The sequence below is a fragment of the Streptomyces sp. NPDC097107 genome (assembly GCF_044762405.1).
Classification (GTDB): domain Bacteria; phylum Actinomycetota; class Actinomycetes; order Streptomycetales; family Streptomycetaceae; genus Streptomyces; species Streptomyces thinghirensis.
Genome location: NZ_JBIWEF010000004.1, coordinates 31,249 through 45,846 on the forward strand (window position 1 = coordinate 31,249; position 14,598 = coordinate 45,846).

The 14,598-nt window shown below is 70.9% G+C and carries 17 protein-coding genes; 11 read left to right on the forward strand and 6 right to left on the reverse strand.

What is annotated here, in order from left to right; all coding sequences use genetic code 11:
- Positions 1–55 precede the first annotated feature (55 nt).
- Positions 56–1,894 carry a bifunctional metallophosphatase/5'-nucleotidase gene (locus ACIQ1J_RS10310; RefSeq protein WP_403555880.1) on the forward strand — a complete coding sequence of 613 codons (1,839 nt, stop codon included), beginning with the start codon at positions 56–58 and terminating at the stop codon, positions 1,892–1,894.
- A gap of 87 nt (positions 1,895–1,981) precedes the next feature.
- On the opposite strand, the gene ACIQ1J_RS10315 is transcribed toward ACIQ1J_RS10310, so the two are convergent.
- Positions 1,982–2,281 carry a hypothetical protein gene (locus ACIQ1J_RS10315; protein ID WP_403555882.1) on the reverse strand — a complete coding sequence of 100 codons (300 nt, stop codon included), beginning with the start codon at positions 2,279–2,281 and terminating at the stop codon, positions 1,982–1,984.
- A gap of 187 nt (positions 2,282–2,468) precedes the next feature.
- Here ACIQ1J_RS10315 and ACIQ1J_RS10320 point away from each other — a divergent pair, with 187 nt between their 5' ends.
- The 4 genes from ACIQ1J_RS10320 to ACIQ1J_RS10335 all read left to right on the forward strand — a co-directional run bounded on the left by ACIQ1J_RS10320 (position 2,469) and on the right by ACIQ1J_RS10335 (position 4,218).
- The gene (locus tag ACIQ1J_RS10320; RefSeq protein ID WP_403556624.1) at positions 2,469–3,230 is read left to right on the forward strand and encodes a helix-turn-helix domain-containing protein; all 762 of its coding nucleotides are present in this window, start codon (positions 2,469–2,471) and stop codon (positions 3,228–3,230) included.
- Positions 3,227–3,424, forward strand: a complete 198-nt coding sequence (locus ACIQ1J_RS10325; RefSeq protein WP_403555884.1) for a DUF397 domain-containing protein — start codon at positions 3,227–3,229, stop codon at positions 3,422–3,424. The genes ACIQ1J_RS10320 and ACIQ1J_RS10325 overlap by 4 nt, the downstream gene beginning before the upstream one ends.
- A 111-nt stretch (positions 3,425–3,535) precedes the next feature.
- A complete protein-coding gene (locus ACIQ1J_RS10330) occupies positions 3,536–3,823 on the forward strand; it encodes a hypothetical protein (RefSeq protein WP_403555886.1) in 288 nt (95 codons plus the stop codon).
- Positions 3,820–4,218 (forward strand): hypothetical protein, encoded by a 399-nt coding sequence (locus ACIQ1J_RS10335; RefSeq protein WP_403555888.1) that lies wholly within the window; start codon positions 3,820–3,822, stop codon positions 4,216–4,218. The genes ACIQ1J_RS10330 and ACIQ1J_RS10335 overlap by 4 nt, the downstream gene beginning before the upstream one ends.
- On the opposite strand, the gene ACIQ1J_RS10340 is transcribed toward ACIQ1J_RS10335, so the two are convergent.
- From ACIQ1J_RS10340 to ACIQ1J_RS10360, 5 genes are all read right to left on the reverse strand, one after another.
- The gene (locus ACIQ1J_RS10340) at positions 4,209–5,666 is read right to left on the reverse strand and encodes a sensor histidine kinase (protein WP_403555890.1); all 1,458 of its coding nucleotides are present in this window, start codon (positions 5,664–5,666) and stop codon (positions 4,209–4,211) included. The genes ACIQ1J_RS10335 and ACIQ1J_RS10340 overlap by 10 nt on opposite strands.
- Positions 5,663–6,403: a response regulator transcription factor gene (locus ACIQ1J_RS10345; protein WP_403555892.1), complete on the reverse strand. Its 741-nt coding sequence runs from the start codon at positions 6,401–6,403 to the stop codon at positions 5,663–5,665. Before ACIQ1J_RS10345 ends, ACIQ1J_RS10340 begins: the two co-directional genes overlap by 4 nt.
- A 95-nt stretch (positions 6,404–6,498) precedes the next feature.
- Positions 6,499–7,560: a S1C family serine protease gene (locus tag ACIQ1J_RS10350; protein ID WP_403555894.1), complete on the reverse strand. Its 1,062-nt coding sequence runs from the start codon at positions 7,558–7,560 to the stop codon at positions 6,499–6,501.
- A gap of 94 nt (positions 7,561–7,654) precedes the next feature.
- Entirely contained in the window at positions 7,655–8,677 is a 1,023-nt protein-coding gene (locus ACIQ1J_RS10355) for a LacI family DNA-binding transcriptional regulator (RefSeq protein WP_403555896.1), read from the reverse strand.
- Between the two features lie 42 nt (positions 8,678–8,719).
- Positions 8,720–9,493 (reverse strand): response regulator transcription factor, encoded by a 774-nt coding sequence (locus ACIQ1J_RS10360; RefSeq protein ID WP_210963621.1) that lies wholly within the window; start codon positions 9,491–9,493, stop codon positions 8,720–8,722.
- A 235-nt stretch (positions 9,494–9,728) separates the two neighbouring features.
- On the opposite strand from ACIQ1J_RS10360, the gene ACIQ1J_RS10365 reads away from it, so the two are divergent.
- The 6 genes from ACIQ1J_RS10365 (at position 9,729) to ACIQ1J_RS10390 (ending at position 14,569) form a co-directional block, all read left to right on the forward strand.
- Complete coding sequence (locus ACIQ1J_RS10365) at positions 9,729–10,700, forward strand: alpha/beta hydrolase (protein WP_403555898.1); 972 nt, start codon at positions 9,729–9,731, stop codon at positions 10,698–10,700.
- Positions 10,701–10,762: 62 nt separating this feature from the next.
- Complete coding sequence (locus ACIQ1J_RS10370) at positions 10,763–11,017, forward strand: MoaD/ThiS family protein (protein ID WP_210963619.1); 255 nt, start codon at positions 10,763–10,765, stop codon at positions 11,015–11,017.
- Positions 11,018–11,020: 3 nt separating this feature from the next.
- Positions 11,021–12,397, forward strand: a complete 1,377-nt coding sequence (locus ACIQ1J_RS10375) for a hypothetical protein (RefSeq protein ID WP_403555900.1) — start codon at positions 11,021–11,023, stop codon at positions 12,395–12,397.
- A gap of 200 nt (positions 12,398–12,597) precedes the next feature.
- Positions 12,598–13,335: a DUF2993 domain-containing protein gene (locus tag ACIQ1J_RS10380; RefSeq protein WP_403555902.1), complete on the forward strand. Its 738-nt coding sequence runs from the start codon at positions 12,598–12,600 to the stop codon at positions 13,333–13,335.
- Between the two features lie 177 nt (positions 13,336–13,512).
- Positions 13,513–13,593, forward strand: coding sequence for a putative leader peptide (locus ACIQ1J_RS10385; protein WP_350310325.1), 81 nt, complete (start codon positions 13,513–13,515; stop codon positions 13,591–13,593).
- A gap of 130 nt (positions 13,594–13,723) precedes the next feature.
- A complete protein-coding gene (locus tag ACIQ1J_RS10390) occupies positions 13,724–14,569 on the forward strand; it encodes a sulfurtransferase (protein ID WP_403555904.1) in 846 nt (281 codons plus the stop codon).
- Positions 14,570–14,598 lie beyond the last annotated feature (29 nt).

The window sequence follows — 14,598 nt, forward strand, 5'->3', positions numbered from 1 at the left end:
GCCGACGAGCCGTCTCCTCAGCGGCTCGCGCTCACGCACACCCACAGGGGGGCGCATGCCAGTCACAGCACAGCCGCACCAACCGCGCCGCAGCCGCCGTACGAAGCGTCTCCTCGCCGCGGCCGCCACGGTCGTCACCGCCGGCGCGCTCGCCGCCGCGGCGCTTCCGGCGTCGGCGAACGCGGGCGAGACCCAGCGCGGCAACGGCGGTCACGGCCACGGACATGGCCATGGTCACGGCCGCTACCAGGACGTCCAGCTCCTCTCCTTCAACGACCTGCACGGCAATCTGGAGCCCCCGGCCGGCTCCTCCGGCCGGGTCACGGAGCACCAGCCGGACGGCACGACGAAGACGGTGGACGCGGGCGGCGTCGAATACCTCGCCACGCACCTCCGCGAGGCCCGCGAGGGCAACCGCTACTCCATCACCGCCGCAGGCGGCGACATGGTCGGCGCGTCCCCCCTCCTCTCCGGCCTCTTCCACGACGAGCCGACCATCGAGGCACTGAACAAGCTCGACCTGGACGTGACGAGCGTCGGCAACCACGAGTTCGACGAGGGCGCCAAGGAGCTGGCCCGCCTCCAGAACGGCGGCTGCCACCCCACCGAGGGCTGCTACACGGACAAGGAGTTCAAGGGCGCCGACTTCCCGTACCTGGCGGCCAACGTCCTGGACGAGAAGACGAAGAAGCCCATCCTGAAGCCCTACTGGGTGTGGAAGCAGAAGGGCGTCAAGGTCGGCTTCATCGGCGTGACCCTGGAGGGCACCCCGGACATCGTCTCGGCGGAGGGCGTCAAGGGCCTCTCCTTCAAGGACGAGGTCGAGACGATCAACACATACGCCAAGGTGCTCCAGCGCCAGGGCGTGAAGTCGATCGTCGCCCTGGTCCACGAGGGCGGCTTCCCGGCCTCGTCCTCCTACAACTACGACTGCGACTCCCCGGGCGCCGGCGACGGCATATCCGGCCCGATCGCCGACATCGCGAAGAACGTCACGCCCGAGGTGGACGCGCTGGTCACCGGCCACACCCACGCGGCGTACGTCTGCACGATCCCCGACCCGGCGGGCAAGCCCCGCATGGTCACGTCGGCCGCGTCCTTCGGCCGCCTGTACACGGACACGACGCTGACCTACGACCGCGCGACGGGTGACATCGCCCGTACGGCCGTGAAGTCCGCGAACCACGTGGTGACACGGGACGTACCGAAGGCACCGGACATGACCCGCCTGATCGACAAGTGGAGCACCCTCGCCGCCCCGATCGGCAACCGCCCCATCGGCTACATCTCCGGCGACATCAACCGGGACGGCACCGAGTCCCCGCTCGGCGACCTGATCGCCGACGCGCAACTGGCCTACGGCAGGACCCAGGACCCGGAGACCGACCTGGCTCTGATGAACCCCGGCGGCATCCGCGCACCCCTCACCTACACCGCCACGGGCGCCGAGGGCGACGGCGTCGTCACGTACGCCGAGGGCTTCACCGTCCAGCCCTTCGCCAACACCGTGAACCTCAAGGACTACACGGGCGCCCAGCTCATCCAGGTCCTCAAGGAGCAGGTGAGCGGCCCGAACGAGGCGGCCCCGAAGATCCTCCAGATCTCCTCCGGACTCACCTACACCCTGGACCTGACCAGGACCGGCGCGGACCGGGTCGTCACGGACTCCATCCGCCTCAACGGCTCGCCGGTCGACGAGAACGCCACCTACCGCGTCGCGTCCAACAGCTTCCTCGCGGGCGGCGGCGACGGCTTCCCCACGCTGGGCGAGGGCGCGAACGAACTCGTCGGCACGGACGACCTGACGGCGCTGGAGGAGTACCTGACGGCCAACTCGTCGGCGGCCGCCCCGATCACCCCGCCGGCGGCCGACCGCATCACGGTCGTGCGGTAGCCGACCCCGCAGAAGCGAGTACAGATCGGCATGTGATGTTCGCGCCGCGCTCATATGGGCGCGGCGCGGACAGTTGGCCTGGAAGTGTCACCGCGATCGACCGCCACCATCGGCGACCCGTTCGCCCCGGCTGACCGCGATCCGGAGCAGATCCGCGAGGGCCTCGGTCGCCCGGACCAACGCGAACCGCACCGCCCGCTCCCCGGCCTTCCGGACGGCAAGCACGGCCCTGGCTCCCGCGAGCACCTCCTCACCGGAGTCCACCTGGGCCGCCTCGATCTCATCGGCGAGCCGCGAGAGCCGACTCTGCCCGCTGTCGGCACTCAGGTAGCAGGGCTTGCCTTCGGGGGTGGTCCAGGGGAGGAGGCGGAGCGGGGGAGTGGGCATGGCTTGTCCCCTCGATACCAACGACCAGCGGCGATTACGTTTCGTGCCTCGATCGTCACTGACCGCGCGTACGCTGCGGAAGGGGCCGGCTGTTGCCTGGTCAGCAGACAACGGGAGGAGCGAGGTGGCCGAACACCCGCTCGGGGACGGGCAATCGAGACGCGCGGAGCTGGGTGACACGCTCCGGATGCTGCGTGACAAGGCGGGCAAGTCACTCGGGCAGCTGGCTGAGGAGACCTCGTACGACAAGAGCTACCTGTACCGCTTGGAGAAGGGCGAACGGCTCTCCAAGCGGGCGGTCATGGAGGACCTCGACAGGTATCACGGTACGGGCGATCTGCTGGTTCGCTTGTGGCGCGATGCGCGCCAGGAGGTCATCAAGGACAAGTACAAGGCGTTCATGGAACTCGAAGCGGCGGCTCGGGTGATGTGGCTGTTCCAGCTCCGGGTCCCGGGCCTGTTGCAGACCGAGGACTACGCGCGGGCAGTGTTGTCGGGAGCGCAGGCAACGGCGGGCAACAGCGAGGCAGTCGAGGAACAGGTCGCCTTGCGCCTGGGACGGCAGGAGCTGCTGCATCGACAACCGGCGCCGAGTGTCCGCGTGATACTGGACGAAGGGGCGCTGCGGCGATCCGTTCCGGACAGGAAGGTGTGGGAGGACCAGCTCTCGCATCTGGTGGACGCCGCGGAACTGCCCACGGTCGCGCTTCAGGTATTGCCCTACACGGCTGGTGTGCACGACCTCATGGACAGCCACCTCTGGCTCCTGTGGCAACGGGTCGGCGACCCCGTTGCCTACGTGGAAGGCAACGGCTTCGGCGAGTTGATCGACGATCCGGACAAGGTTCTGTCCTTTCGCTTGTCCTACGATCTGGTCAGGGACGCGGCTCTGACTCCGCTGGAGTCGGTGGCGTTCATCAAGGGCCTTCTGGAGGAGCGCAGATCATGAACCGACTCCCTGACCTCACCGCCGCGACCTGGCGCAAGTCCTCCTACAGCGACGGGGGCGGCACGAACTGCGTCGAGGTCGCCGACGGTCACCCCGGCCTCGTCCCCGTGCGCGACAGCAAGGTGCCGGACGGCCGGGTGCTGGTCTTCGGGGCGATGGCGTGGGGGGCGTTCGTGGCCGGGCTGACGGCATAACCCCTCGGGCCGAGCTGGGCGGAGTCAAGCGGGGCGAGGGTCGTAGGCACCTTCGGGTGAAGGAAGCGACGGCCGGCGGCCTCCTGACCGTGGCGCGACTATGGTGGGGTCATGGCAGAGAACACGACCATCCAGGTGTCACGCCAGGCCCGCGACCACCTCGCGCAGGTCGCCAAGGAGCGAGGCATGACCCTCGGCCAGCTCGTCGAGCAGCTGGCCTCGGAGCAGCCGACGGCGGAGCAGATCGCGGAGCGGGTGGCGGCCGATCGGCAGGTCGTCCGTGACGTCGTCGGCGTAGCGATCAGCGACGAGGAATTCGACCGGGCGCCCGACGTGCTCGGGAACATCTATCGCATCGCCGCCGAGAAGGTCCGGATGGCCCGAGGCGACGCCGCGTGATCATTCTGGACACCGGCGCGACCCGTGCCCTCGCGGACGGCCACAAGACGCTGAACCTGCTCGCCGGAAACATGGCTCGTACGCCCGGCGATCTGCTCCGCATTCCCGCCCTCTGCCTCGTGCAGGCGGAGTCGGAGGAAGCGGGGGCGGGCGGACGGGTACTGGCCTTCTCGTCGGTGGTCGTCGACGACCTGGACACGGCCGGGTCGGTCACCGTCGGCACCATGATCCGCGACGGGTACGGAGGCGCGGACACCTGTCACGCCCTGTACTGCGCGCTGCCGCGCCCCGAGTTCACGGGTATGTCCATCCTCCTCACGGACCGCGAGGACGCGTACCCGCCCGGCGTCGTGACCGTCGACATCGACGCCCCCGGCATGCTCGGCTACCACTGACCCCCGTCGGCCGCCCCCGTCTCCGGCGGCGGTACCGGCGCCCCCGGCAGCCGTACGGTCGCCACCGTCCCGCCGCCACCGGTCTCGGCCGGAGTCAGGCTGACGGTGCCGCCCGCCTGCTGCACCGTGCGGGCCACGATCGACAGGCCGAGGCCCGAGCCGGGCAGGGCGCGTGCGCTCGGGGAGCGCCAGAAGCGGTCGAAGACGTGGGGGAGTTCCTCGGCGGGGATGCCGGGGCCGTGGTCGCGGACGGTGAGGACGCCGTCGGCGAGGCGTACGTCGACGGTGCCGGAGTCCGGGCTGAACTTCACCGCGTTGTCCAGGATGTTGACGACCGCGCGTTCCAGCGCGGCCGGCTCCGCCCGTACGTACCAGGGCTGTACGTCCGCCGTGACGGTCAGCTCGGGGCCGCGCAGGCGGGCGCGGCGCAGGGCCGACTCGACGACGTCGTGCCAGGCGAGGATGCGGGTACGGCCCTCGTGCTGGCCGGTGTCGGGGCGGGAGAGTTCCTGGAGGTCGCCGATCAGGGCGGCCAGTTCTGTCATCTGGGCCTTGACCGAGGCGAGGAGCGCCTTGCGGTCCGCCTCGGGGATGGGGCGGCCGGTCTCCTCGCTGCGGGTGAGGAGTTCGATGTTGGTGCGCAGGGAGGTGAGGGGGGTGCGGAGTTCGTGGCCGGCGTCGGCGATGAGCTGCTGTTGCAGGTCGCGGGAGCTGGCCAGGGAGGACGTCATGCTGTTGAAGGAGCGCGAGAGGCGGGCGATCTCGTCCTCGCTGTCGTCCTCGACGGGGATGCGGACGGTGAGGTCCTCGGTGCGGGCCACGTGTTCCACGGCCCGGGTCAGTTCGTCGACGGGGCGCAGGCCCGTCCGGGCCACCCAGAGGCCGGCGGCACCGGCGCCCACGACGCCGACGCCGGAAACGAGGAGGAGAACCCAGACCAGCGAGGACAGCGGTTCGGTGACATCGCTCACCGGCTTGGCGACGGAGACGGCGATGCCCGGCTGCACCTGCTTGGTGACGCGGTCGAAGACCGGACGGGTGTAGACGCGGACCGCGGTGCCGTCGACGGTCTTCGAGGTGTGCAGCGCGCTTTCCGCCAGGCCGTCGGCGACGGCTACGTCCGCGTCCTGCACGCGCATCTCCGCACTGCCGGGATCGACGCAGGTGGAGCCGTCCGAGTAGAGGATCGTGACGATGGGGGCGTTCGGCGCTCGGGGCAGCTCCTGCGGATCGGCCGACCGGCAGTTGGCCAGCATGCTCTGCAGCAGTTGGCTGGAGACCTGTTCGCCGCGCAGCTGATCGTCCAGTTGGTTGTACAGCTGGTTGCGGACCACGAACCAGCACGTCACCGAAACCGCCGCCACCGCGAACGCCACGGCCGCCGCCACCAGCAACGACAGCCGGGCCCGGATGGGCAGGGCACGGACGCGGCGGACCAGTCCTCTCACTCCGCGCCGCCCTGCCGAAGGACGTAGCCCACGCCGCGGACCGTGTGGACGAGGCGTGGTTCGCCGGCCGCCTCGGTCTTGCGGCGCAGGTACATGACGTACACGTCGAGGGAGTTGGACGACGGCTCGAAGTCGAAGCCCCAGACCGCCTTGAGGATCTGCTCCCGGGTGAGGACCTGGCGCGGGTGTGCCATGAACATCTCGAGGAGGGTGAACTCGGTGCGGGTCAGTTCCACCGGGCGTCCGGCCCGCACGACCTCCCGCGTCGCCAGGTCCATGGTCAGGTCGGCGAAGGTGAGGGTGTCGTCGTTGTCGGCGCCGGCCTCCACGGCCGCCGCGTAGGAGCTGCGGCGCAGCAGCGCGCGGATGCGGGCGAGGAGTTCGTCCAGTTCGAAGGGCTTGACCAGGTAGTCGTCGGCACCGGCGTCCAGGCCGGTCACCCGGTCACCGACCGTGTCGCGGGCCGTCAGCATCAGGATGGGGGTGACATCGCCCGCGCCGCGGATGCGCCGGGCGGCGGTCAGGCCGTCCATGCGGGGCATCTGGATGTCGAGGACGAGCAGGTCGGGCCGGTACGCCGCCGCCTTCTCCAGGGCGTCGGCGCCGTCGACGGCGACCTCGGTGTCGTACCCCTCGAAGGCGAGGCTGCGCTGGAGGGCTTCGCGGACCGCGGGCTCGTCGTCGACGATCAGGATGCGCTGGGTGTCACGGTCGCGGTCGCCTTCTGCGGGGCTCATGGGCTCGGATCCCTCGGAATTCTCGGATGCGGTGTCGGGTGACGGCTGCCAACGCCTTCAGCGTCGCATGTTCGCACCGGCCTGGGGCCGACCGCTCAGCCGTCGGCGCCCGCTCGCAGCTTGGGCAGGTCGGCCTGCACCGTGTTGATCGGGATGGCGAAGCCGAGGCCGACGCTGCCCGCACCGGCGGAGGACTCGGCCGACGAGTACATCGCGGAGTTGATGCCGATGATGTTGCCGTTCATGTCGATCAGCGCACCGCCGGAGTTGCCCGGGTTGAGGGACGCGTCGGTCTGGATCGCCTTGTACGTCGTCGTGGACGAGCCGGTGTCGCCGTTGAACTCCTGACCACCGAACTCGAACGGCCAGCCGCCGCCCTGCCCCTGCTGCTGTTGCTGCCGGCCCTCGTCGGTCGAGACGGTCACGTCACGGTCCAGGGCGGAGACGATGCCGCTGGTCACGGTGCCGGTCAGGCCTTCCGGGGAGCCGATCGCGACGACCTGGTCGCCGACCCCGACGCCGGCGGAGTCACCGAGGGTCGCGGCCTTCAGGCCCGAGGCGTTCTCCAGCTTTATCAGCGCCAGGTCCTTGCTGCTGTCGGTGCCGACGACCTGGGCGGTGTACTGCTTGCCGTCGCTGGTCGTGACCTTGACGGAGGAGGCGCCGGAGACGACGTGGTTGTTGGTGATGATCTCGCCGTCGCCGGTGATGATCACGCCGGAGCCGGTGGAGGAACCGGCGTTCGAGGTGGCGCTGATCTCCACGATGCTCGCGCTGACCGCCTCGGCGACCCCGGCGACCGTGCCCTTCTGGCCGGTGGGCACCACGTCGGTGCTGGTGGCACTGGAGGCGACGGTGCCGCTGCCGGTCAGCTCCTGGATGCCGTACGCGGTGCCGCCGCCGACGGCCGCCGCGACGATCGCCACGGCCGCGAGCAGGGCGACGGGGCCGCGTCGACGGGACGCGCGCTTCTTGTGCGGCTGCTCGGGCTGCCCGTCCTGGAAGGAGGCGGCGGGCGGCTGGGCCGGCGGGGGCGGCCACTCGGGGTTGACGGGAGAGGAGGCGTGCTGCTGGGCACCTTGGTACGGATTCCCGTACGGGTTCTCTTGCGCGTGCTCGTACTCGCCGTTGCGGCGGAGGCTCTCGGTCATGTCCATGAGCTTCCCGCCCTCGTATGAGAGCGGCCTGAGTGCTGCCTGAGAAGCCCGGCAGAACCTCGTATGCCCGATATAAAGACGTGCGGCGAGGGTGCTACTCGCAGCCGCAGGACTGCCGGACCACCAGGCGCGACGGGAAGACCTTCAGCCGCTCGCGCCGTGAGCCCGCCACCCGCAGGCCGTCGTCCAGGACCAGGTCCACGGCCTCCCGCGCCATCGCCGACCGGTCCGAGGCGACCGTCGTCAGCGGCGGGTCCGCGAGGCCCGCCTCCTTGATGTCGTCGAAGCCGGCCACCGCCAGCTCGCCGGGCACGTCGATGCGCAGCTCACGGGCCGCGCGCAGCAGACCGATCGCCTGGTCGTCGGTGGAGCAGAAGATCGCGGGCGGGCGCTGCGGTCCGGAGAGGAGCTCCAGCCCCACGCGGTACGCGTCGTAGCGGTTGTACGGCGCCTCGAAGAGCCGGCCCTCGGTGGAGAGCCCGGCCTCCTTCATCGCGCGCTTCCAGCCCTCGACGTGGTCGGAGACCGGGTCGCCGACGGACGGGGTCTCGGCGGTGCCACCCATACAGGCGACGTACTCGTACCCGTGTTCCAGCAGGTGGCGTACGGCGAGCTGGGCGCCGCCCAGGTCGTCGGTGACGACGGCGACGTCGTCGATGGCCTCGGGGCGCTCGTGCAGCAGGACGACCCGGGCGTCCCAGGCGTCGATCTCGGCGGCGGCCATGTCGTTCAGGGCGTGACTGACCAGGATCAGGCCGGAGACGCGCATGCCGAGGAAGGCCCGCAGGTAGTGGACCTCGCGCTCGCCGACGTAGTCGGAGTTGCCGACGAGCACCATCTTCCCGCGCTCGGCGGCGGCCCACTCGACCGCGTGCGCCATCTCCGCGAAGAAGGGCTGGCGCGCGTCCGGCACGATCAGGCCTATGAGGTCCGTGCGCCGCGACGCCATCGCCTGGGCGACCCGGTCCGGCCGGTACCCCAGTTCCTTGATCGCGGCGAGGACACGCTCGCGCGTGGCCGGGGCGACCGGCCGGGGTCCGTTGTTGATGACATAGCTGACGACGGCGGTGGAAGTCCCCGCCAGTCGCGCCACGTCATCCCGAGTCACCTTGGCCACGCGCGGAGTCTACGCGGATGGATCCGCCCTGGGCAGGGCGTATCACACCTTGGTTGACGTCGCTTCCACCGCGGTGTCCGCCGGCGCCTCCGACCGGGTCCCGGGCTTCGCCCTGGCGTCCTCCGCGCGTTCCCCCTTCTCGGGCTTCTCCGGGGTGACGAAGCGGTAGCCGACGTTGCGGACGGTGCCGATCAGTGACTCGTGCTCGGGGCCGAGTTTGGCGCGCAGCCGCCGTACGTGCACGTCGACCGTGCGGGTGCCGCCGAAGTAGTCGTAGCCCCAGACCTCCTGGAGCAGCTGGGCGCGGGTGAAGACCCGGCCCGGGTGCTGGGCGAGGTACTTGAGCAGCTCGAACTCCTTGAAGGTGAGGTCCAGGATCCGGCCCTTGAGCTTGGCGGAGTACGTCGCCTCGTCCACGGACAGGTCGCCGTTGCGGATCTCCATGGGGGAGTCGTCGCCGACGATCTGCTGGCGGCCCATGGCCAATCGCAGCCGGGCCTCGACCTCCGCCGGGCCGGCGGTGTCCAGCAGCACGTCGTCGATGCCCCAGTCGGCGGTGACGGCGGCGAGGCCGCCCTCGGTGACGACGAGGACGAGTGGACAGCTGAGCCCGGTGGAGCGCAGCAGCTGGCACAGGCTGCGAACCTGCGGGAGATCACGGCGTCCGTCGACGAGGATGACGTCGGCGCCGGGGGTGTCGACGAGGGCGGGGCCCTCCGCCGGCGCGACACGGACGTTGTGCAGCAGCAGGCCGAGGGCGGGAAGCACCTCCGTCGACGGCTGGAGGGCGTTGGTCAGGAGCAGCAGAGAACTCATCGCGCCCCACCTGCCTGGGTCGTCTTACGGTCGTGCACGTTTCGCTCGCCCATAACGTCTGGTTCCTCCTCGGTCCCTGCGAGGACGTTTACGGCACTGCTTCGTACAGGTGCGGACCCCGTGCCCGTGGGGCCCGCTGCGAGTCCGGGAGGTGAACGCTCGACAACGCTCCCGGAAGCACAAAAGGACCCGGGGGCTACGTTGCCCGAGTCCTCTGCCCAGCAGAATAGCCGACATGAGCAACCGACCGGCAGGTGATGTGGCGAGTTCCACCGTCCGTCCGCATTCCGAGACGTCCCGGGGGGCGCCGCGCCGCACGCCCGCACGCACCTTCCTGCACGCGTCCGACGGGGTCCGGATCGACGCCGTGTACGAGCCGGGCGTGAGCGGTCACGACCCCTCCGACCTGGTGTTCGTCGTCGCGCACGGCTTCACCGGCGACGCCGACCGGCCCCACGTACGGCGGATCGCGGAGGCGTTCGGGCGCTACGGCGCGGTGGTCACCTTCTCCTTCCGGGGCCACGGTGCCTCCGGCGGACGTTCCACCGTCGGTGACCGCGAGGTGCTCGACCTGGCGGCGGCGGTCACCTGGGCGCGCGGCTTCGGCCACGCCCGCGTGGTGACCGTCGGCTTCTCGATGGGCGGCTCGGTGGTACTGCGGCACGCCGCGCTGTACGGCGGTGCGGGCGACGGCGGTGACGGCGGTGACGGCGGTGCGGGCGATGGCGGTGACGGCGGTGCGGGCGATGGCGGTGACGGTGGTGCGGGCGATGGCGGTGACGGTGGTGACGGCGGCCACGGCGATGACGGTGACGCCCGCACGGACGCCGTCGTCTCGGTGAGCGCCCCCGCCCGCTGGTACTACCGGGGCACGGCGCCCATGCGCCGACTGCACTGGCTGGTGATGCGGCCCGCCGGGCGTCTGGTGGGCCGCTACGGCATGCGCACCCGTATCCATCACCGGGACTGGGACCCGGTGCCGCTGTCGCCGGTGGAGGCGGTGCCGCGGATCGCGCCGACGCCCCTTCTCGTCGTGCACGGCGACCGGGACGGCTATTTTCCCGTCGACCACCCCCGGATGCTGGCCGAGGCGGCCGGTGACCACGGCGAACTCTGGCTGGAGCCCGGCATGGGCCACGCCGAGCACGCGTCGGACGAGGCCCTGTTGTGCCGGATCGGCGACTGGGCCGTGTCCCGGGCGGGCTAGCCTGACGGTGTTCACCGCCGATCGACACGGACGCCGATCGGCACCGGCGACGAAGGATCCAGATGGCAAAGGTCACGGTGCGCTACTGGGCCGCCGCGAAGGCCGCGGCAGGAGTGGCCGAGGAGCCGTACGAGGCGGCCACACTCGCCGACGCGCTCGGCGCGGTGCGCGAGCGGCACCCCGGCGAACTCACGCGTGTACTGCTGCGCTGCTCGTTCCTCGTCGACGGCGACCCCGTGGGCAGGCGCGGGCACGACACGGTACGGCTGGCCGACGGCGGCACGGTCGAGGTCCTCCCGCCGTTCGCGGGAGGGTGAGCGATGACTAACCAGCCGCATCAGCCGTACGGGCAGAACCAGCCGTACGAGGGACACGACGGATGGCAGCAGGGGCAGCAGGGGCAGCAGGGGCAGCAGGGGCAGTCCCAGTACGACGCCCAGGCGTGGCCCGCGCACCAGCAGCCCCAGGGACAGCAGGCGTATCAGGGCGGGCAGGGTTACGAGGACCCGAACGCCGGCCAGTACACGCAGCAGTGGCAGGGGCAGACCTGGGAGACCCAGGTGCAGCCGCCGGTCTCGGCGGAGGAGACGGCGTACCTGCCCCCGCAGTCCCCGTACGGATACCAGGAGCCGACGGGCACGCCGTACGGAACGACCGGTCCCTACGCGCCGCAGCCGCAGCCGCAGCCGCAGCCGCAGCAACAGCAACAGCCGCAGCCGTACCCGTCACAGCCGCAGCCGTACCCGTCACAGCCGCAGGCGTACGCCGCCCAGCCCCAGCCCCACTCCCACCCTCAGCCCCACTCCCACCCCCAGTCCCACTCCCACCCCCAGCCCTACGAACCCGCCGCCGCCCCGGCGGCCCCCGCTTCCCCTGTCGCCGTCGCTGAGCCCTCCTCCTCCGACGCGCCCGGATACGGCCCCTCGACCCTCGCCGGGAACACGCGGGTCACCGACGCGCAGCGCGCCCGCGCCGAGGGGCGTTCGCCGATCATCGACCCGGGGATGCAGCCGGCCGGGCTCACGGCGCTGCTCGGGCTGCTGCTGGCGGGCGGAGCGGCGCTCGGCACGTACGCCCTGCTCGTCCCGCTCGTCGCCCTCCAGGCCGTCACCGCGGCGGGCTGGTTCCGCCTGAACGGCATGTGGCCCGCCCGGCAGGGCATCGCGCTGGGCTTCGCGGGCGCGCTCGCCGCCGACGCGGCGATGCTGGTGTCGGACCGCTCCCCCGCGGCGATCCTCGGCACGCTCGGGGTGTGGGTGCTGCTGTCCCTCGTACTGCAACTGCGTTCGCACGCCGACCCCGACGAGCGGATGTACGGCCTGATCGCGACCGTCGCCGCGGCGGCCCTGGCGATCGTCGCGGGCGGGTTCCTCGCCGCCGACGCGGACGCGGTGACGGTCGGCGCGATCGCGGTGGCCGTGGCCGTCGTGGCCCGTGCCCTGCCGCTGCCGACGGCGGTCTCCGTGGTCGTCGCGCTGCTCGCGGCGGCCGGTGCGGGGATCGCGGTCGGTTCGATGACGCACTTCGGGACGTCGGGGGCGCTGCTCGGGGCGGGCGCGGCGGTGTGCGCGCTGATCGGCCACCGGGTGGCGGCCTACGACTACCCCTCCCGGTTCGTCCACTTCACAGCGGGTGTGGCCCTGCCGCTCGCGGCGGCGGCGCCGGCGGTGTACGTGCTCGGCAGGGCCCTCGCCTGATCCGCCTTCCGGACCGGACGCCGCTTGCTCGGCGGCGTCCTCCGGGGCCGGGCGTCTTCCACCGCACCGGCCCCCGCACCCCTGTCACAGCTGATCGACAAAATTTCGGCGGCCCCGTCCGGCCGCGTTACCCTCGCGCTGGACGGCCGCCGGTCGTCGGGGACCGCGGTCGTTGACCGCCCAGGGTTGGGGAACACCGCATGCGTGCACTGCGAATACTGCTGATCGTCGTCGTGATCCTGGGCGGGCTCTTCGTGATCGCGGACCGTGTGGTGGTCAACTTCGCCGAGGACGAGGCGGCGGACAAGCTGCGGAGCACCGAGAACCTGCCCTCGACGCCCGACGTCTCCATCAACGGCTTCCCCTTCCTCACCCAGGTCGCCGGCGGCGAGCTGGACGACGTCGAGATCGGCATCGACGACTACGAGGCGTCCACCGGCGACGGCGGCGAGAAGATCCGTATCGGCCACCTGCGCGCGAACATGAAGGGCGTCGAGTTCTCCGGCGACTACAGCTCCGCCACCGCGGCCACCGCCACCGGCACCGCGACCGTCGGCTACGACGAGCTGATGAAGGCCACCAAGTCCGAACCCACGGACATCGCGCCCGGCATCACCGCCAAGGTCGTCGGCCTCTCCGACGGCGGCGACGGCAAGATCAAGGTGTCGCTCCGGGCCACGGTGCTCGGTGTCGAGGTGCCCGAGCCGGTCGAGGTGCTCAGCTCGGTCACGGTCAAGGACAACGACGTGGAGGTCGTCGCCGACGGCCTGCCGGAGATCGGCGGCAAGCAGTTCGCCGAGTCCCGGATCCGGGCCATCACGGACTTCCAGCAGACCATCGACGAACTGCCGGGCGGCATCGAGCTGGACAAGGTCGAGGCGGCGCAGGACGGCGTCGAGATCACGGTGAAGGGTTCGAACGTCGAGCTGGCCGGGTAAGCGTCCGACAGACGAGACGACGTCGTCCGTACCGTAGATACGACGGCGAGCACACCCGGCCCGGGGGGCGTGCGGCGAAGTCCCGCCCCCTGATCCATCCCACATTGCGGACGATCCCGTCTCATGATGCGACACGCCGGTGACATGGCCCGGTATCCGTCCCTACGATCGGTACCCATGAAGCGACAGGCGGATCTCACGAAGCGGCGGGCAGTGGACCTGTGCCGCGTTGCCGCCATGCTCTGTCGCACCTTCTGAGCGTACGGCGACGCCGCCGTCCGTCCCCCTCACCCGCCCTGCCCAGGGCATCCGCGCGCCGCCGAACGGCCCGAGCGCGCCGCACCTCTCTCACCGCACGCCCCGCCGCAACTGCCCCGGAGGAGAAATCATGAGCCGCAGCGACGTCCTGGTCGACGCCGACTGGGTCCAGGACCACCTGGACGACCCGAGCATCGCGATCGTCGAGGTGGACGAGGACACGTCCGCCTACGAGAAGAACCACATCAGGAACGCGATCCGGATCGACTGGACCCAGGACCTCCAGGACCCGGTCCGCCGCGACTTCGTCGACCAGGAGGGCTTCGAGAAGCTCCTGTCGGGGAAGGGCATCTCCAACGACCACACCGTGGTCCTCTACGGCGGCAACAACAACTGGTTCGCGTCCTACGCCTACTGGTACTTCAAGCTGTACGGCCACGAGAACGTCAAGCTCCTCGACGGTGGCCGCAAGAAGTGGGAGCTGGACGCCCGCGAGCTGGTCGACGGCAACGAGGTGCCCGAGCGCCCGGCCACCGACTACAAGGCGAAGCCGCAGAACACCGCGATCCGCGCCTTCCGCGACGACGTCGTCAAGGCGATCGGCGCGCAGAACCTGGTCGACGTCCGCTCGCCCGACGAGTTCTCCGGCAAGCTGCTCGCCCCGGCCCACCTCCCGCAGGAGCAGTCGCAGCGCCCGGGCCACGTCCCGTCCGCCCGCAACATCCCGTGGTCGAAGAACGCCAACGACGACGGCACCTTCAAGTCGGACGACGAGCTGAAGCAGCTCTACACCGACGAGCAGGTCGACCTGGCCAAGGACACCATCGCCTACTGCCGCATCGGTGAGCGCTCGGCGCTGACCTGGTTCGTCCTGCACGAGCTGCTGGGCGTGGAGAACGTCAAGAACTACGACGGCTCCTGGACCGAGTACGGCTCCCTCGTCGGCGTGCCGATCGAGCTCGGCGCCGCGAAGTAAGCAACCCGACCGACCTCTTCCGACCCCTT